Source organism: Collinsella sp. LCP19S3_C9 (genome assembly GCF_052121575.1).
GTDB lineage: Bacteria > Actinomycetota > Coriobacteriia > Coriobacteriales > Coriobacteriaceae > Collinsella.
Map to the genome: position 1 here is coordinate 136,602 of NZ_JBQKDZ010000002.1, position 16,988 is coordinate 153,589.

The window sequence follows — 16,988 nt, forward strand, 5'->3', positions numbered from 1 at the left end:
CGGCGCGGCCATCCCGGGCCAAGAGGAATTACGGTTACTGGTACAGCCGGGGACTTGCACCCCGATTCTCCCAAACACGCAGGAAAACCGCGCATTCGTGCGTCTCCGCACCACCATCTAGGCCATCGATTATTACTGTCAATATGGTAGCACGCAAAAGGGCCCCGCACACAGGCGAAGCCCAAGGTAAAAGCTATGGTTTGCGATAGGAAGGACTGTCGTCGGACCTTGCAAGAACAGCCCGTTTCAAAACTATGCCGGTTTACGGGGCTGATTCAGCACTTCGCAACCATATCTGCCATTTTCGAAAACCAACGACTCATCTACCTGCGGTTTTAAAAGCGCGAATTTCGGTATGCTCGAGGTTCGGCGCTCCAGCCCCGTAAACCGGCATAGTTTTGTTCGGACCAGCCCACGCCGGCGCGACGCAAGGCAAAATGATCCGTTTTCCTCCGTCCCCCAGGGGCCATTAACGCTTGCCGCCGTGACTGTTACGCCAGATCTCGCGGCCCAGCATCAGCGCCAGCACCAGCGCACTCACGTAGCCCATAAAGCCAATGACCGGAATACCGAACACAACCGGCTCGATGCGCGCGTAGTACACAACCGACGAGCCGATAAACAGGCCGGCGATCACAATTGCCATCGACATGCGGTCGATAATTCCACCCAGCTGTCGCAGCGCCTTATCGCTGCTCATGATCTGCGTGTTCACCTTAAGCTGGCCGCGCGTGAGCATGCGCGACGCCAAGCCCAGATACTCGGCCGCCTCGAGCGAGCCTTTTGCCGCGCGATAGCTGCTCGCGGCAAGATCGCGCCCCATTTCGCGGGCGCGCGCATAGGTGCTCTTCTCGTTTTTGATGTGCGTCTGGATGATCTGGATCATGTTGACGTCGGGCATATACTCGGTCAGCAGACCCTCGAGCGTCACCATGCCACGGGCGAACATCGTCACCACGCTCGGCAGTTCAACGTCGTTTTTGCGCGCCAGATTTAACAGCGAGGTCAAAAACTCGCCGATATCCAGGTCCTTAAGATCGAGCCCTGCAAAGTCGGCGACGATAAAGTCCAAGTCGGACAAAAAGGCCGAATGGTCGAGCTCGGCAGAATCGCCGCGCGTCACGGCAAAGCGCATAAGCGAATCCTTGAGCTTGGGAACGTCGCCTTCGGCCACGGCGAAAATCATGTCCTTGACGATACCGCGGTCGTGACTCGACATGCGCCCGACCATGCCCAGGTCGATAAAGTAGACGATGCCGTCTTTGAGGATGATGTTTCCCGCATGCGGGTCGGCATGGAAAAAGCCATCGTCGAGCACCTGCGTCGAGTAGTCCTCGACGATCGCGGCGCCAATCTTTTCCAAGTCATAACCCTCGGCTACCAGGAGCTTGGGATCGGCAATGGAGATGCCGTCAATGTAGTCCATGACCACGACGTGTTCGGTGCAAAGGTCCAAGTAGGATTTGGGACACGAGACGCCATGCACGCTTTTGTGGAAGTCATAGAAATCGTTGAGGTTTTTGGCCTCGGCCAAAAAGTTGGTCTCCTCGCGAAACGAGGTCCACAGCTCTTCGACCACGCCATGCAGGTCCACAAACTGGTCGGTGTTGACGAACTTGGAAACGATGCGTACCACCGAACGGATGATGTCGATATCCTGAGCCATCACCTGCTGCGCGCCGGGGCGCTGCACCTTAACGGCCACGTCCTCGCCAGTCACCAGACGGGCGCGGTGCACCTGCGCGAGCGACGCGCTACCGAGCGGGTTGGGGTCAATCGCGTCGAATATCTGCCCCAGGCGCTGACCGTATTCCTCTTCCAAACAGCGGAGCACTACCTCATACGGCACCGGCTCTACGTCGGAGCGCAGACGGCGCAGCTCGTCGCAAAACCGCTGCGGCAAGATCTCGGAGCGGTTGGCCAGAATCTGCCCCATCTTGACGAACATGGGACCGAGCTCTTCGAGCAGACGACGCAGGCGCACCGGCGTGAGGTTGTCCCATACGCGGTACTTTTTGATCAGGCGAACGATCTGCCCAATGCGTTCACGACGACCTGCCGGCGTGAGCTGGTATTCCTCGTCCGGCGCCATCGCGTCGGGCTCCTCAGGGACCATATCGACAGCGCGCGGCTTCTTGCGAGCGCCCGAGACGGCGGCCTCGACCTCGTCGACAACCGCCGCCTCGTCACCCAAGGGATCTTGATTGTTGTAATCGGTGGTGGAATCTGCCATCTGCGCTGCTACTCGGCCTCTTCGGCGTCCTCTGCATCGTCGGGCTCAACGGACTCGACGGGCACCGAGGTCACGTTGTCCTCGACCGAATCGACGATGTCGCGCACATGGGCCAAAAAGGCCGTGCGCTCGGGGGCGGTCATGACGCGCACGCGGGCGAGGATGAGCTCGTCGAGCACGCGCTGGGCCGCAGTCTCGCCCTGCATGCCCAGGCGCTCGGTAAGGTCGGAGATGGTGCCGCCGGCCTGCTCGAACATATCGGACACGCTGCGGGCGATATCGGGGGTGCCGGCGTCCTTGCGCACCTGCTCGCCCTTGGCATTGAGGTCGTCGAGGACCTTCTTGCCGCCCTCGACGGCAACGGCGGCGGCACCGAAGCCCACGTTGATGGCACCGTTAACAAGCTGATCGAATTTCATAACCATGGTTGGCTCCAATCGTGAACAACTTCATTGGCCTACTTGTACCCAAGATTGGGCAAACGACACAAAATCGTTTGTCACCGGGATAGAAATCGAGCGAGGCAAAGCCTTTGACGGCGTTTGCCCCGCTCGTTCGCTGCAATGTGGCTTTTACCTAATGTTATCGTTCATCGCGAAGGAATTCTTCATGGCACAGCTCGTGGTGTAGAGCACCTTGCCCAACAGGGCATCGGTCTCCACGCGCACAAGCTCGGCAAAGGCCTCGTTGGCGCGGGCGAGCTCGGCGGGCACCTCGGCCTCGGGCAGTACGGCTACAACGGCGTCAACGTCGTGAATCTGCTTGTGGCCCATGCCGCCGACCTTCTCCTGATAATCCTCGACCGCGCGACCGCACTCATGGAAGCGAACATCGGCCAAGGCGCCAATCAGGCGATTCGCCCAATAGAAATTCTCGGACGTCACGCGAGCCTGCGTGTCGGCATAGTACTCGGGCATGGTCTCGACATTGGCGTACAGTGGCACAAGCGCGTTAAACGAGTTAGAGCCAAACGCCATCCACTGCACGGCGCGATACGCCGGCTGCGCATAGGGGCGCAGCTGCAGCACGGCGAGCTGGCTGTTGCGGTTGATGCCGATGGGACGATAGGCGCCGCGCGTGGCGGGCGTACCCTTGCTGCCGTAGCAGTCGTACTCCGTGCCCTGGTAGTGGCTCGAAAGCACGTACTTGATGTCCTCGAGGGTCACCTTGCGCTCGGGCACGCGACTCCAGGGAATGTCGTCGCTCTCGGGCGTGTAGTCGGCGTCGGGACCGTCCCACACATCGCTGGGGTTGAGACAGCGCTGCATGTACCAGGCGCGCGGTGTGTTGTAGACGTGGTCGCTGTCGCTGTGCGAACCAAAGGCCTCGCGCGGGTTAAAGACCGCGGCGGGACCGTCGCCCTTAACGCCCAACGTCAGGTCCAGATGCCACTCGGCCATCCAGGTGCGTAGGTCGGCCGAGCACATGTGGTCGACCTGCGCGCCCTCGGCGTCGTCCAAGTCAAAGCTGTCGATACCCAGCTGGTTGGGCATGGTCACATAGGCGTCGTCGGGTACGCGCTTGGCGATCCAGTGGTGGCCGCCGATGGTCTCGAGCCACCAGATCTCGTCAACGTCACTAAAGGCGATGCCGTTGTTCTCGTAGGTGCCGTAGCGCTCGAGCAGGTCGCCCAGAATGCGCACACCGTCGCGGGCGGACTTGGCATACGGCAGCACCAGGGTCACCATGTCCTCCTCGCCCAAACCGCCGGGCTGCGCCGGCACATAGCCGTCCTCGCCCTCGTTGCCCTTGGCGGGCACGTAGTCCACGAGCGGATCGGCGCCGCGGACGCGCTCGTTGGTGGTGAGCGTCTCGGTTGCGGACATGCCAACATTGAGCTCGTTGAAGCCGGCCTCGGCCCAAATGCCATGACCCGGGACAACGTCGGGGACGCTTGTGTAACGCATGGGATTGTCGGGCAGCTCAACGGTCAGGTGGCTCAGGACACTCGTGTAGACACGCGGCTGCTCGTCGGGATGCACTACGCGCATGCGCTTGGGCTCAAATACCCCATTGGGCGAGTCCTCGTTGCGGGCAACCAGCGTCGACCCGTCATAGCTCGCGTTCTTACCGACCAAAATCGTTGTGCACGGCATGCGCATCCTCCTTGAGCGAAAAAATCAAACGGCAACAGTGTATCGCTTCGATGCAAAAAGGGCGAAACCACAGCCTCGGCAGCCCCCGTGGTCAAAAGCCTATTTCGATGCGCGCTCGGCCGCTTCGATCACGTGTTTGGCGAGAATCGCGGTGGTCACAGCCCCCACGCCGCCCGGCACGGGTGTGATGGCGTTAACGATCGGCTCCGCAGCATCAAAATCGACGTCCCCGACCAGCTTGCCAGCGGCCTCGTCCCAATTAATGCCCACATCGATGATCGTCTGGCCCTCGCGAACCGCATCCGCGCCAATCGTGCGCGCGCGCCCAACGGCCGCAACCACAACATCAGCCGCACGACACTCGGCAACAAGGTCGCGCGTATGCGTATGGCACGTCGTCACCGTGGCATTGCGAGCCGTAAGCATGGCGGCAACGGGACGGCCAATCACCAGAGACCGACCGACGACCGCGACCTTGGCCCCATCGAGCTCAACACCGTAATGGTCCAGCAACGCCAACACGGCCTCGGCCGTGCAGGGAGCAAAGCCCTCGCCTCGCCCCGAAAGCGTGGTAAGTAGCGAGGCCGGCGTCATGGAGTCGACATCCTTGGCAGGATCGAGTGCCGCGGCAACCGCACCCTCGTCAAGCCCAGCGGGCAGCGGGCGAAACACTAGGCAGCCATGAACGGCGGGGTCGGCATCGATGTCCTTAATAGCCGCCAGCAGCTCATCCTGCGAAGCATCGGCAGGAAGCAAAACGCGGCGAGCCTCAATGCCAGCCTTTTCACAGCGCTTGAGGGCGCCGCGCTCGTATGATAGATCGTCCTCGCGCTCGCCCACACGAACGATGGCCAGCGTCGGCACAACGCCGCGTTCGCGCAGGACGGCGCAGCGAGCAGCGAGCTTCTCGGTCAAAGCACGGGCAACGGGAGCGCCTTTGAGCAGCTCTGCCATGGCTATCCCCTCTTCCTGGCTGCGTCGGCGGCGCGGCGCGCCAGCGCATCGGCGCGCGGCAGCCACGTATCCAACAGATCATCGCACGCCGCCTCAAGTTCCTCGGCGCGCGCCCGGTCTTTCATAGATGTGGTGTTGGCAAAGAGTGTCAGACTCGCACCCTGCATGGCGGCGCGGCAGAACACGGCACCGCACGCCACGTCGGACAGCAGCTGGCGCGAACCCTTATCGGCCATGTCCTCGAGCAGCGCCAGCGCGCGCCCGCAGGCATCCATAATGCGATACGGTGGCATAGCCGCCACGTGCAGCGCATCCTGAATCGCAGCCGGTCGAGCCGGATCCTCGCGCGAAATACCGTACGCCGCGGACACCTGCCCGTAGGCACGAACATCCTCGGCAACCAACTCGACAAGCTCCTGGGCCAGCTCATCAGCCTGAGCAAACGCGCGCGTCAGGTCATCTGCACGATCAGCAAGCGCGGGATTGGTCGACCCATAACGAGCGACCATCCCGCACAGCGAGGCGCCCAGCGCGCCCACAAAGGCGCTCGCGCTGCCGCCGCCGGGAACCGGCTCGCGCGCGGCAAGCGCCTCGGCAAATCCGCGACAGGTTTTATCCATCATCTCTTGGCTCATACGCACGCACCTTCAAGTCATATAGATCGGTCGGGCGGCAACCGCCGGCCAACTGTATCGATCAAGTAATGGTGCTAAGTCTAGCCCATAAGCACATGAGCGTCAGCGCATCTGGCCATCGCGGATTTCTATGACACACGATAGGCGTCGGCACCGCAAGCATGGGACACATGGCCCACCCGCGCGAGCCGCCCGTGCGTACAGTAAAGGCAGGTAATCCATGGGCGGTTACAGATGAGGAGACACGACCATGAAAAAGAAGGCCTTTGCGATTGTCACCCTCTGCATCAGTCTCTTTGCCGCGGTTGCCCTGGTGGGTTGCGGCGGAAGCGGTGGCGCTACCGGCAGTGGCGGTGGCGGCGGAACAGAAAAGCCAGCCGTGGATATGCGGACCGACTTCATTTGGTTTAAGGTCGAGGTCCCCGAGGGCGTCGAGATCATCGACGTTGACGGTGGTAGCGTGTATGTGCGCATCGACAACGTCGAAGAGCACAAGGACGCCGTCGAGACCATGATGAAGTCCCTGGAGTTTGCCGATGACATCGCCCAGGCCAAGACCGAGGCCATGGACGTCAAGCTCGACGATATCGAGATCAAGCGCTAAAGCTCCAACGGCATGCAGCAGCGCCGCTTTAACTCAGCCGGGATGCAAGGTGCGACTCCTTGCATCCCGGTTTTTTGTGTTCGAAAGCGCCCGATCACATCACCATATTGAACACGTTGACGAATTCCTGCGCCTTCGCGTGGCTGCTGAGGCCAAGGTGCAGGCGGTCAACAGCCGGCTACTGCGCCTCTGTTTTCCCTAGCATTTCATTCTAGTAGCCACGAGACCCTTTCTCGAAGACCTCCGACGACGTCGCAGTTTCTGTCCCCGCCAGGCTTTATGATAATCGCCATTAGCCAGCCATTATCTATTAAGCAGCATCCCTCAAGAGGAAAGCGGGAGATACGAATGGGCACACCAAAACCGTCTTTGCGCGACTGCATCTACGGACTTGCCGTCGGCGACGCGCTGGGCGTTCCATACGAGTTTATGCCTCGCGGCACGTTCGAATGCACCGACATGATTGGCTACGGCACACATGGGCAACCCGCCGGCACCTGGAGCGACGACACATCTATGACGCTTGCTACCTGTGACTCGATTAGGGAGCTCGGGTATATCGACACCGCGGACATGCGCGACAAGTTCGTAGGCTGGATTGCCCGTGGCGAGTATACGATCGACGGCGTTTTCGATTACGGCGGCACGACCGCCCGCGCCTTGCGTACCGGCAAAGGAGGCTCCGGCGAGCGCGACAACGGCAACGGTTCGCTCATGCGCATCGCGCCCCTGGCGTTCACCGATGCGACGGACGAAGAGATCCGTGAGGTCTCTGCAATCACCCACGCTCATAGAACATCGACCGACACATGCGTCATATTTATCGAGCTGATGAGAGACGTGCTGAGCGGCGCACTCCCCTCGTGGGCGCTGCAGCTGAAAAGCGCGCCCGAGCACGAAATCAGATCCGGCGGCTTCGTGCGCGACACGCTTAAGGCAGCCACCTGGTGCTTCGTCAACACCAGCAGCTACGAAGACTGCGTGCTTGCCGCCGTCAACCTAGGCGACGACACCGACACCACCGCAGCCGTCGCAGGCGCCCTCGCCGGCACGGCCTACGGCATGGACGCAATTCCACAGGAGTGGATAGACACCCTACGCGGCAAGGAGCTGATTGAGAACTGCCTGTTTTAGATCGCGGCGGCAGCAGAAACAAGCTAGGAGGCATCATGGAGAGGAAGACTGCACACATAGATGAGTTCCAAGTGGACGAGCACGAGATTCCGCTACTCCCAGCAGGGATGAAGGAGGAAGGAGACCTCTATGTCCTCCCCGACGGGCGTTATCTTCCCTGCGGAGTCTACAAGACCGCGGACGGCGACTTGCTCCTTTATGAGCCATCCGAACTTAGTTTCTTCGGGCAGATGACTACCCAATTCAAAGAGAGCTAGAGGTTTGATTGCCCGTTAGATCGACACTGTTCCAAACCAGGGGATGGGTGGAGAAGGGGGTCATAGAAAAGGGCCGGTTGCAGCCGGCCCTTTAGACATTAGCTCCTGCGTTGCCCGCGCTTCCAAAGTTGACCGACTGAGGAGCGGGTTCCGCGGCACACCTTGATTTTACCCGGTGGGGCGGCTCTTTTGCAGCCGTCCCACCGTTTATTTAGATCTACTACGACGGACAGCTCGCACTACTGCGTACTGTCCCGTACCGCCCCCCTACTTCCCAAAGATCGCGCCGAACAGGCCCTTGCGTTTGGGCTTTTCCTCTCGGTAGGAGCCCTCGACTGCCGCTGCCACCTGACGCGGTTGCCCGCCGCCTCCATGGCGCACGATCTGGTACAGAAACGGCGATTTAACGTATTTGACCTCGATGGGCGTGGCGTGCACGGTACTTTCGCTAGACAGGTGCAGGCTCGGGCTGAGCGGTGCCACCACATGTGTCTCGCGCTTGTCGCTAAACACTACCGCGGCCGCACGACCCGTCTGGCCGTTTACGGCAATGCGCACCTGCTCGCCTTCGCGGCTGTCCGACGCCGGACGATCGACAAAGTAGACCGGCACCATCACCAGACCATCCTTGTGCTTGCGGGCCTTGCGCGCCCACGTGCGGATACTCTTTTTATTGAGCCCCAACACCGCCTCGGCATCGTTTCCGGCAATGTCGAGCGCCAGCTTATCAATGACCACCTGGTCCTTGGTAGACGCATCGACGGAAACAACGCGAAAGTCGCCTTCCTGCATGGCGGGATCGAACGGCCCAACCTTGGCAAAGTCCCACGGCTCCAAAATGCCCATAAGACGAACGTCCAGGTAGTTTGCCCGCGGATATGCCCAGTCGAGCACCTCGTAGTACACCAAGGTCTCCTTGCTCAGCCCCTTGCCCGGGAAGGACGCCATCATGCGCAAATCCGCGAGCGCCATGGGAAAGTAGAAGAGCATCATGTCGTTTTGGATCGCGTCTTCTACATCGTGACCGGCAAAGGCTTCCGCATACTGGCGCACCAGCTGCAGCGCGTTGGCACGTGCCTGCTGCGGCGAGATTTCACAGGGAATACCCTGCTCGGGTACATACTCCGCACCAACGCCCATGGTCAGGCGCTTGCTAAAGGTACCGGGCTTGAGTAGGTCTGCAACGCCGATCTTATTGCCGCAGGACGGGCACTCAAACACGCGCTGGGTCGACTCGCCTTCGAAGGATGCGCCGCAGAAGGGGCACGGGATGCTCACGTGCGTGGCCTCCTGGAACTCCTGCGCCGTGCCGCGGTCCTCCCACAGTAGATGCTCTAGAACCGACTGGTTGCGCCAGTGCGCATGAAAGAAATACCAGTCGGGGTCCACCGGGCGCTCGAGCTGCGACACATGGGTGAGCTTAAGCAGCCCATCGACAAGCGTCAGCGGCGCATGGCGAATGCCCAGGGCGCTCTTGGGCTCCCCCGCATCGGCCTGCCACGGAACGACCGTGCCGCAATAGGCACACTCAAAGCTGCGTTTAGCCTGGTGTGAGTACATGGGGCCGCCGCAGTTTTGGCATTTGATGGCAAACATCTCGTCCATGGATACGTCCTCCTTTACGCAGGGGCTGTCGACATTAAGTATGTCGAGCAGGCAGGCACAAGCCCATACCCATGTGGCCCAAAATGGAACACCCGGTCGGACAAGAAGCCCCGCTCGTTAGCTCCAGCAGACCATTACTGCATTTTCTGAGCATCGGCGCACGGCGCGCCCATGCGAGCTACACTATCCCCTTAAACGAGGATGCGAGGAGGTACGCCATGCTATTTGTAAATCGGCTGGTACATACACTTGTTCCTGGCTGCGAGGGCGAGCCGGTCGATGCATCATGTCGCACCAACGCGGGCTTTGCCGCAAGCCTCATCTGCATTGGCCTCAACATTACCCTGTGCCTGGCCAAGGGCATCGCGGGTCTGCTCGCCGGCTCTGTCTCTCTTGTCGCCGACGCCTTTAACAACCTCTCCGACGCCTCGAGCAACATTGTGAGCTTGCTCGGGTTCCGCCTTGCCAGCCGCCCGGCCGACGAAGGCCACCCCTATGGCCACGGCCGTTACGAATACCTCGCCGGCTTGTTTGTCGCCGTCCTCGTTTGTGCCGTCGGCATCAACCTGGTGCTCGAGTCCATTACCAAGATCATCAAGCCCTCCCCCACCGCCTACACGCTGGTCTCCCTAGCCGCCCTCGTCTTGTCCATGCTCGTCAAATTATGGATGGCCGCATTCAACCGCGCGCTGGGCGACCGCATCGACTCGGAGACGCTCATCGCCACGGCGCAGGACTCCAAAAACGACGTCATCACCTCGGGCTCGGTCTTGGCGGCGGCGCTTATTTCGCAGACGACCGGCTTTGACCTCGATGGCTGGGCAGGCCTGGGTGTGGGCATCTTCATCTGCATCAGCGGCATGGGCCTGGTGCGCGACGCCATCAGCCCGCTGTTGGGACAAGCGCCCGACCCCAAGCTCGTCCAGGAAATCCGCGACAGGATCATGTCGTACCCCCAGGTCTTGGGCACACACGACCTCATGGTGCACGACTACGGCCCCGGCCGTCAGTTTGCCAGCGCACACGTGGAAATGCCCGGCGAGGGCGATGCCTTTGAGCACCACGAGATCCTGGACACCATCGAACACGATATTAAACGCCAGATGGGCATCGACATCACGCTGCACTGCGACCCCATCGCCACCACCGGCGACGACCTGCGCAGCTGGGTCAAGCGTGGCGTCATGCAGATCGATCCCGCGCTCTCCATCCATGACCTGCACGAGCACGATGGCTTTGTGTCATTTGACCTGGTGCGTCCCGACGGCTTTCGCATCTCCGACGACGAGCTGTTGGAGCGCGTAACGCATATCGTGCACGAGCGCAGGCCCGATGCATCATGCGTTGTCACGTTTGACTCGGGTTTTAGCTCGCCCGACCGTCCGGCCGAGCAGTTGTAGCCCCGCTCCGCTCGGCCGCTAGTTTCCCTGCGCGCCCGAAATGCCGTTTTGCAGGGCATCCCAGGCGTTCGTTGCCATATCACCCAGATTCTGAGCAGTATCACCGAGGTTCTGGGCTGTGTCGCCCAGCTCTTGGGCCTTATCCCCAAGCTCCTGCGCCTTGTTGCTCAGGTCCTCCAGCGTGTTAGAGCTCGAGCTGTCCGTGGCGCCTTGATCAGCGGACGCATTGCCCGACGAGCCGTCCTTGCGCGTGAGCTGAATCTCAAGGTTGCCGTCACCGTTGTAGTAGGCAGATGTGACGACCCAGTTGGCATCGACGACGGGCGTCGAGCCGTCGTCGGTCAGAATCACGGCATTCGAAAGATCGGCCCCGCGCGACTTGAGGAGCTTCTTGGCGTTTGACCAGTACTGACCCGGGATATCGCTCAGGTCGACGGTGCCGGACTGGGCAGTCTCGGTCTGCTCGGGCGTGGTATCAGTCGTGGCGCCCCGCTTGTTGAGCATGCCCGACACGATGGCAAACACAACCGACAAGGCAAAGAAGATCGCCAGCACGATAAGAATCTTCTTGATCACGCTCGACGAACGCGAAGGCTTCTTCTCCTCGTCCTCGCCATACTGGGGGATGGACTTGGGATACTCACGATACGGCTCGCGCGCGTATCGGTCGTGCGACTCGTAGCGCGGCTGTGCCGTGCGCGGCATATATGTCGTCTGCTGGGGCTGCGGAATGGGATTTTGCAGCAGGTCATCATAAGGGTCTACCGCCGCGTTGCCGTAGGGGTTCTGCGATGAGACACCATGCGGGTCCTGCGCCGCGTTTCCGTAATTCACAACGCGCGTAGGATCGGCCGACACCTGCGTCGTATCGGGGGCAGCGTAGCCGGGATTCGGCACGACGCGGGTCTCATCGGCGCCATTGCCCGTCCGCGGGGAGCCGTAGCCACCCATTACGGTCGTCTTGTCCTGGTCCATGCAACGTTTCCTTTCCGTCGCCTGTAAGCATCAAGTTATCCATGCATTCTACCCGCGCAAAAGCCTATGATGGACAAAGCCCGCCGGTATCTACAAGACATGCGCGGCCGACGGTCACAAGCGAATCGAGGATATGTCATGGCAAAAAGCAAGCTCATCAAGGACACGACGCGTGCCGAGCGTGAGGAGATCATTAAACTGGCGCTCGCTGGCTGCGGCAACGGCAGCTGCGACAACTGCGGCAGCTGCAGCTTGGGAGCCGGCGATCCGTACGGTACCTACCAGCCCTACATTGACGGCGAGATGGAAATCGCCGATATCAACATGATGGTCGCCGAGCGCAACGCCAAACTCTTCGGCCTCCAGCGCGGCTAACGACCTCTTCTTGGGCTGTGCACCACAAAATGCGCCCATCTACTACGTTTAACCCAAGGGTGCCAACCATAGCCAAATTTGCGTTAACAAAACCGCAGGTAAACGTCTTGCCGCATTGTTAAAAAACGCTCCATGGTCGGTCCAACCCTGGCAAACGTAGTAGATGGGCGCTTTTCGTGGCGCGGCTGGCCCAGACAGCTTGTCTCGGAGCCAATTTGCATCAAAAAGTCCCCGGCGGCGCTGCGTTTTGCGCCACCGGGGATTGTTCAGTTCACTCCCTGTTGCTTTGCCCTACTCGTTGGGCACATGCGTGGCGCAAGGATACTCAGGCGTCACATCCTGGCCGTTGGAATAGCTCGAATTTTGTAGTACGCCGACCTCGTCACCTGTTCCGAACGATACGGAGAAACGTAGCTATCGGTATAGGTACGCACAAAGCCCCGCCGGGCCTTGGTAGGCACGGCGGGGCGGGCAAGCGGCTATGAGCAGCAGGCTTAGAAAAGGCCGGTGATGTTGCCGTCGTTGTCGACGTCGATGTTCTCGGCCGCGGGAACCTTGGGTAGACCCGGCATGGTCAGAACGCTGCCGGTCAGCGCGACCACAAAGTGGGCACCGGCGGAAACCTTGAGCTCGCGCACGGTGATGCGGAAGCCCTCGGGCGCGCCCAGAGCCTTGGCGTTATCGCTAAAGCTGTACTGGGTCTTGGCGACGCACACCGGCAGGTTACCAAAGCCGTTCTCGCGCAGCTCGGCGAGCTGGCGCTTGGCAGCCGGCGTAAAGTCGACACCATCGGCGCGGTAGACCTTGGTGGCAACGGCCTCCAGGGCGTCGGCCACATCGGCGCCGTCCTCGTAGGCAAACTTGAGCTCGCTCGGCTGCTCAATCAGGCGCATGACCTCATCGGCCAGGTCGAGCGCACCCTCGCCGCCCTTAGCCCAAACCTCGGACAGCTTAACGTTGACGCCGAGCTTCTGGCACTCGGACTCGATGAGCGCAAGTTCGGCCTCGGTGTCCGTCGGGAAGCGGTTGATGGCGACCACGCAGGGAAGACCATAGACGTTCTGGATGTTGTCGACGTGGCGCAGCAGGTTGGGCATGCCGGCCTTAAGGGCCTCGAGGTTCTCGTCGTTGAGGTCGGCCTTGGCGACACCGCCGTTGTACTTAAGCGCGCGGGCAGTGGCGACGACCACGACAGCGCTGGGGCGAACGCCCGTCATGCGGCACTTGATGTCCAGGAACTTCTCGGCACCAAGGTCGGCGCCAAAGCCGGCCTCGGTAATCGCGACGTCACCAAAACGCATGGCCATGCGGGTGGCCATGATGGAGTTGCAGCCGTGGGCGATATTGGCGAAGGGACCGCCGTGGACAAACGCGGGCGTGCCCTCGAGCGTCTGCACCAGGTTGGGCTTGAGCGCGTCCTTAAGCAGCGCAGCCATGGCGCCCTGAGCCTTGAGGTCGCGGGCGCGGACGGGCTCGCCGGCATAGCTGTAGCCGACGACGATCTCGCCCAAGCGCTCCTTGAGGTCGTTGATGCTCGTGGACAGGCACAGGATTGCCATGACCTCGGAGGCAACGGTGATATCGAAGCCGTCCTCGCGCGGCACGCCCTGGGCTTTGCCGCCGATGCCATCGATAACATGGCGCAGTTGACGGTCGTTCATGTCGACGACGCGCTTCCAGGTGATGCGCTTAACATCGATGCCGAGCTGGTTGCCCTGCTGAATATGGTTGTCGAGCATGGCGGCCAGCAGGTTGTTGGCGGCACCGATAGCGTGGAAGTCTCCGGTAAAGTGCAGGTTGATGTCCTCCATGGGGATGACCTGGGCCCAGCCGCCGCCGGCGGCACCGCCCTTGACGCCAAAGACGGGACCGAGCGAAGGCTCGCGCAGGGCAACGGCGCTCTTGACGCCGCGACGACGCAGACCGTCGGCCAGACCGATGGTCGTGGTGGTCTTGCCCTCGCCCGCAGGCGTGGGATTGATAGCGGTCACGAGGACAAGCTTGGCCTGGTGATCGGTCGGCTCGTTGAGCAGGGAATAGTCGACCTTAGCCTTGTCGAAGCCGTACGGAATCAGGTGCTTAACGTCGACGCCGGCGTTCTTGGCCACCTCGGTAATGGGCAGCGGCGTGACGGAACGTGCGATTTCGATGTCAGTAGGCATGGGCGGTCCTTTCGTTACCGGATGAGAAAAAGACCAATTCAGCATAGCACGGGCGCGCAATAGTAAAACGCCCATAACCGATGAACGGCGATATGTTTATCCAATGCCCAGCGATAGCCTACAGACCAGCCAAAACAAACCCGCCCCTAAACGGTAGGTTCAATCCCCAGGTGTTCAAAGGTGCGAAGGGTTGCCTGACGGCCCTGCGGCGTGCGAATCATCAACCCGCACTGCAACAGGTAGGGTTCGTAGACATCTTCGAGCGTACCCGGATCCTCGCCCACCGCGCTGGCAAGGGTGGTCAAGCCAACGGCACGGCCGGAGAACGTCTTGGCGAGCGTCTCCAAGATGCGAATGTCCATCCAGTCCAGACCAAGCTCATCAATCTCAAAGAACTCGAGCGCCTGACGGCAGATATCAAGCTCAATAGGACCGTTGCCGCGCACCTGGGCGTAATCGCGCACGCGCTTGAGCAAGCGGTTGGCAAGACGTGGCGTGCCGCGCGAGCGTGAGCCGATCTCGAGCGCGCTCGGATGGTCTATTGTCACGCCCAAAATGGTTGCCGAGCGCGTCACGATCTGGGCAAGCTCCTCGACCGTGTAGTAGTCCAGGCGATACGAAATACCAAAACGGTCGCGCAGCGGGCCGGTCAGCATACCCGAGCGGGTCGTTGCCGCCACCAGCGTAAACTTGGGGATATCCAGGCGAATCGAGCGCGCCGCCGGACCTTTGCCAATCACGATATCGAGCGCAAAGTCCTCCATCGCGGGATACAGGACCTCCTCGACCGAACGATTGAGGCGGTGGATCTCGTCGATAAACAGCACGTCACCCGGCTGCAAATTGGTAAGGATGGCCGCCAGGTCGCCGGTGCGCGCGATGGCTGGGCCACTCGTCGTCTTAATCTGAGCGCCCAGCTCGTTGGCTATAACGGTGGCCAGCGTGGTCTTGCCCAGACCCGGAGGGCCCGAGAAGATCACGTGGTCGAGCGTCTCGCCACGGCTCTGCGCCGCCTCGATCAGCACGCGAAGGCTCTGCTTGATATGCTCCTGACCGCAGTAGTCGTCCAGGCGCTGGGGACGCAGGGTACGGTCGACATCGAGGTCCTCGGGCGTCAGCTCCGAGCCCACCATGCGCTCGCCATGCGCCATGGATGCCGCCGGCGAGCTGCCGGGCGTCGCCCACAGGTCCTGAGAGTCATCGGCTTCCCACATCACGCATCCATTCCGAGTCGCTTAAGCGCCGCGCCGAGCAGATCCTCGACACGCATATCCTGCCCATCATACCCGCTCAGAGCGACATCGGCCTCCTGCGGGCTAAAGCCCATGGAAAGGAGTGCCGCGCGGGCATCATCGATGGCCGAGGGAGCGGCAGCGGGCACGGGCATCGCAGCCTGTCCGGGAATCACGTCGACCGGCACAAAGCCCTTATCCTTGGCAAAGGTGCTCTTGAGTTCCAGAATGAGACGCTGAGCTGTCTTTTTACCCACACCGGGTACCTTGGCCATGCCCTTGTCGTCCTCGGCCATCACCAGCGAATACAGCTGCCCCACGGTATAGGTGGAAAGCACGGCGAGCGCCAAGCGCGGGCCAACGCCCGAGACGGACACGAGCCGGTCGAACATTGTGCGCTCGTCCTTGGAGGCAAAACCAAAGAGCGTCATGGCGTCCTCACGCACCTGCATGCGCGTGTAGAGGCGGACCTCGCCGCCGGGGGTCGGCAACGTGGCCGCAGTGCTGCCCGAGATGCCGAGCTCAAAGCCAACGCCCGACACATCGACGACGGCCGAGCTCATCGTGGCCTCGACAAGCGTTCCGTGGAGCTGGGAGATCATCAGTATCCGGTTCCTCTCTGTTGATAGAACTCGCCGCCGGTAAGCGCTCGGGTGCGGCTGAGGTTAACGTGGCAGATGGCGCAGGCCAGGGCATCGGCGGCATGGTCGGGGTGCGGGTCGTGATCGAGCTGCGTAAGCGTGCGCACCATGTAGGCGACCTGTCGCTTATCTGCGGCGCCGGTGCCCACAACAGCCTGCTTAATCTGCATAGGCGTGTATTCGCCAATCTCGAGCGCGCACTCCGAAAGCGCCACAAGCGCAGCGCCGCGGGCATGCGCCGTGGGGATGGCCGAACGAACGTTGGCGCCAAAGTAGATGCTCTCGATAGCAGCGGTATCGGGACGATAGCGTTCGACAACGCCCTTGAGGTCGCGGGCGATATGCGACAGGCGCACCGCGAGCGGACTTCCAGCACTGGTCTCGATGCAGCCATAGGCACGACAGCGAACCTCGCCACGTCGCTCCTCGATAATCCCCCACCCCGTATGGGCCAAACCAGGGTCGATACCCAAGATAACCAAGCCAACCTCCCCTCGTCACAAGCGCAGCGCAAGGCAAGGCCCCACGCACTATTCACGAACGTCTGTTCTAGAATAACACAACAGCGACCGTATCTGGCAAGCAAGGTCGAACCATAGGTTGAGCATAAGTCAGCGAGCGAGTCCCTGCCGTGGCAAGGTGTCGCGAAAGAGGAGCGCCGCGTACTTCTGTACGCAAGCGACGG

General features: G+C 61.2%; 16 protein-coding genes. 5 read left to right on the top strand and 11 right to left on the bottom strand.

What is annotated here, in order from left to right; translation table 11 throughout:
- Window positions 1-469: 469 nt before the first annotated feature.
- From ACTQXI_RS01595 to ACTQXI_RS01615, 5 genes are all read right to left on the bottom strand, one after another.
- The gene (locus ACTQXI_RS01595) at window positions 470-2,233 is read right to left on the bottom strand and encodes an ABC1 kinase family protein (protein WP_441548191.1); all 1,764 of its coding nucleotides are present in this window, start codon (window positions 2,231-2,233) and stop codon (window positions 470-472) included.
- A gap of 8 nt (window positions 2,234-2,241) precedes the next feature.
- Window positions 2,242-2,658: a hypothetical protein gene (locus ACTQXI_RS01600; RefSeq protein ID WP_154515830.1), complete on the bottom strand. Its 417-nt coding sequence runs from the start codon at window positions 2,656-2,658 to the stop codon at window positions 2,242-2,244.
- A 147-nt stretch (window positions 2,659-2,805) separates the two neighbouring features.
- Window positions 2,806-4,329 carry a C69 family dipeptidase gene (locus ACTQXI_RS01605; protein WP_441067481.1) on the bottom strand — a complete coding sequence of 508 codons (1,524 nt, stop codon included), beginning with the start codon at window positions 4,327-4,329 and terminating at the stop codon, window positions 2,806-2,808.
- A gap of 99 nt (window positions 4,330-4,428) precedes the next feature.
- Complete coding sequence (locus ACTQXI_RS01610) at window positions 4,429-5,283, bottom strand: bifunctional 5,10-methylenetetrahydrofolate dehydrogenase/5,10-methenyltetrahydrofolate cyclohydrolase (protein ID WP_441548192.1); 855 nt, start codon at window positions 5,281-5,283, stop codon at window positions 4,429-4,431.
- A gap of 2 nt (window positions 5,284-5,285) precedes the next feature.
- Window positions 5,286-5,918 (bottom strand): cyclodeaminase/cyclohydrolase family protein, encoded by a 633-nt coding sequence (locus ACTQXI_RS01615; RefSeq protein WP_441548193.1) that lies wholly within the window; start codon window positions 5,916-5,918, stop codon window positions 5,286-5,288.
- Window positions 5,919-6,168: 250 nt separating this feature from the next.
- Between ACTQXI_RS01615 and ACTQXI_RS01620 the strand changes: the two genes are divergently transcribed.
- From ACTQXI_RS01620 to ACTQXI_RS01630, 3 genes are all read left to right on the top strand, one after another.
- The gene (locus ACTQXI_RS01620; RefSeq protein ID WP_441048274.1) at window positions 6,169-6,522 is read left to right on the top strand and encodes a hypothetical protein; all 354 of its coding nucleotides are present in this window, start codon (window positions 6,169-6,171) and stop codon (window positions 6,520-6,522) included.
- Between the two features lie 348 nt (window positions 6,523-6,870).
- On the top strand, window positions 6,871-7,656 hold the full coding sequence (locus ACTQXI_RS01625) for an ADP-ribosylglycohydrolase family protein (protein WP_441548194.1): 786 nt from the start codon (window positions 6,871-6,873) through the stop codon (window positions 7,654-7,656).
- Window positions 7,657-7,691: 35 nt separating this feature from the next.
- Complete coding sequence (locus ACTQXI_RS01630; protein WP_441048277.1) at window positions 7,692-7,913, top strand: hypothetical protein; 222 nt, start codon at window positions 7,692-7,694, stop codon at window positions 7,911-7,913.
- A 267-nt stretch (window positions 7,914-8,180) separates the two neighbouring features.
- Here ACTQXI_RS01630 and ACTQXI_RS01635 read toward each other — a convergent pair whose 3' ends face one another.
- Window positions 8,181-9,518, bottom strand: coding sequence for a hypothetical protein (locus ACTQXI_RS01635; RefSeq protein WP_441048278.1), 1,338 nt, complete (start codon window positions 9,516-9,518; stop codon window positions 8,181-8,183).
- 218 nt (window positions 9,519-9,736) lie between these two features.
- On the opposite strand from ACTQXI_RS01635, the gene ACTQXI_RS01640 reads away from it, so the two are divergent.
- Window positions 9,737-10,918, top strand: a complete 1,182-nt coding sequence (locus ACTQXI_RS01640) for a cation diffusion facilitator family transporter (RefSeq protein ID WP_441048280.1) — start codon at window positions 9,737-9,739, stop codon at window positions 10,916-10,918.
- A gap of 18 nt (window positions 10,919-10,936) precedes the next feature.
- On the opposite strand, the gene ACTQXI_RS01645 is transcribed toward ACTQXI_RS01640, so the two are convergent.
- The gene (locus tag ACTQXI_RS01645; RefSeq protein ID WP_441548195.1) at window positions 10,937-11,893 is read right to left on the bottom strand and encodes a hypothetical protein; all 957 of its coding nucleotides are present in this window, start codon (window positions 11,891-11,893) and stop codon (window positions 10,937-10,939) included.
- A 138-nt stretch (window positions 11,894-12,031) separates the two neighbouring features.
- Here ACTQXI_RS01645 and ACTQXI_RS01650 point away from each other — a divergent pair, with 138 nt between their 5' ends.
- Window positions 12,032-12,268, top strand: coding sequence for a hypothetical protein (locus ACTQXI_RS01650; protein WP_035137347.1), 237 nt, complete (start codon window positions 12,032-12,034; stop codon window positions 12,266-12,268).
- 494 nt (window positions 12,269-12,762) lie between these two features.
- Here the strand turns inward: ACTQXI_RS01650 and ACTQXI_RS01655 are convergent, their stop codons facing one another.
- The 4 genes from ACTQXI_RS01655 to ruvC all read right to left on the bottom strand — a co-directional run bounded on the left by ACTQXI_RS01655 (window position 12,763) and on the right by ruvC (window position 16,785).
- Window positions 12,763-14,430: a formate--tetrahydrofolate ligase gene (locus tag ACTQXI_RS01655; RefSeq protein WP_427794639.1), complete on the bottom strand. Its 1,668-nt coding sequence runs from the start codon at window positions 14,428-14,430 to the stop codon at window positions 12,763-12,765.
- Between the two features lie 146 nt (window positions 14,431-14,576).
- Window positions 14,577-15,644 (bottom strand): Holliday junction branch migration DNA helicase RuvB, encoded by a 1,068-nt coding sequence (gene ruvB / locus ACTQXI_RS01660; RefSeq protein WP_128620210.1) that lies wholly within the window; start codon window positions 15,642-15,644, stop codon window positions 14,577-14,579.
- Window positions 15,644-16,264, bottom strand: coding sequence for a Holliday junction branch migration protein RuvA (gene ruvA / locus ACTQXI_RS01665; RefSeq protein ID WP_441048284.1), 621 nt, complete (start codon window positions 16,262-16,264; stop codon window positions 15,644-15,646). Before ruvA ends, ruvB begins: the two co-directional genes overlap by 1 nt.
- Window positions 16,264-16,785, bottom strand: coding sequence for a crossover junction endodeoxyribonuclease RuvC (gene ruvC, locus ACTQXI_RS01670; RefSeq protein WP_035137351.1), 522 nt, complete (start codon window positions 16,783-16,785; stop codon window positions 16,264-16,266). Before ruvC ends, ruvA begins: the two co-directional genes overlap by 1 nt.
- Window positions 16,786-16,988 lie beyond the last annotated feature (203 nt).

Bases quoted from the DNA above. Each gene is read 5' to 3' on its own strand.
- ACTQXI_RS01595 (WP_441548191.1), bottom strand. From the start codon at position 2,233: ATGGCAGATTCCACCACCGATTACAACAATCAAGATCCCTTGGGTGAC.
- ACTQXI_RS01600 (WP_154515830.1), bottom strand. From the start codon at position 2,658: ATGGTTATGAAATTCGATCAGCTTGTTAACGGTGCCATCAACGTGGGC.
- ACTQXI_RS01605 (WP_441067481.1), bottom strand. From the start codon at position 4,329: ATGCCGTGCACAACGATTTTGGTCGGTAAGAACGCGAGCTATGACGGG.
- ACTQXI_RS01610 (WP_441548192.1), bottom strand. From the start codon at position 5,283: ATGGCAGAGCTGCTCAAAGGCGCTCCCGTTGCCCGTGCTTTGACCGAG.
- ACTQXI_RS01615 (WP_441548193.1), bottom strand. From the start codon at position 5,918: ATGAGCCAAGAGATGATGGATAAAACCTGTCGCGGATTTGCCGAGGCG.
- ACTQXI_RS01620 (WP_441048274.1), top strand. From the start codon at position 6,169: ATGAAAAAGAAGGCCTTTGCGATTGTCACCCTCTGCATCAGTCTCTTT.
- ACTQXI_RS01625 (WP_441548194.1), top strand. From the start codon at position 6,871: ATGGGCACACCAAAACCGTCTTTGCGCGACTGCATCTACGGACTTGCC.
- ACTQXI_RS01630 (WP_441048277.1), top strand. From the start codon at position 7,692: ATGGAGAGGAAGACTGCACACATAGATGAGTTCCAAGTGGACGAGCAC.
- ACTQXI_RS01635 (WP_441048278.1), bottom strand. From the start codon at position 9,518: ATGGACGAGATGTTTGCCATCAAATGCCAAAACTGCGGCGGCCCCATG.
- ACTQXI_RS01640 (WP_441048280.1), top strand. From the start codon at position 9,737: ATGCTATTTGTAAATCGGCTGGTACATACACTTGTTCCTGGCTGCGAG.
- ACTQXI_RS01645 (WP_441548195.1), bottom strand. From the start codon at position 11,893: ATGGACCAGGACAAGACGACCGTAATGGGTGGCTACGGCTCCCCGCGG.
- ACTQXI_RS01650 (WP_035137347.1), top strand. From the start codon at position 12,032: ATGGCAAAAAGCAAGCTCATCAAGGACACGACGCGTGCCGAGCGTGAG.
- ACTQXI_RS01655 (WP_427794639.1), bottom strand. From the start codon at position 14,430: ATGCCTACTGACATCGAAATCGCACGTTCCGTCACGCCGCTGCCCATT.
- ruvB (WP_128620210.1), bottom strand. From the start codon at position 15,644: ATGTGGGAAGCCGATGACTCTCAGGACCTGTGGGCGACGCCCGGCAGC.
- ruvA (WP_441048284.1), bottom strand. From the start codon at position 16,264: ATGATCTCCCAGCTCCACGGAACGCTTGTCGAGGCCACGATGAGCTCG.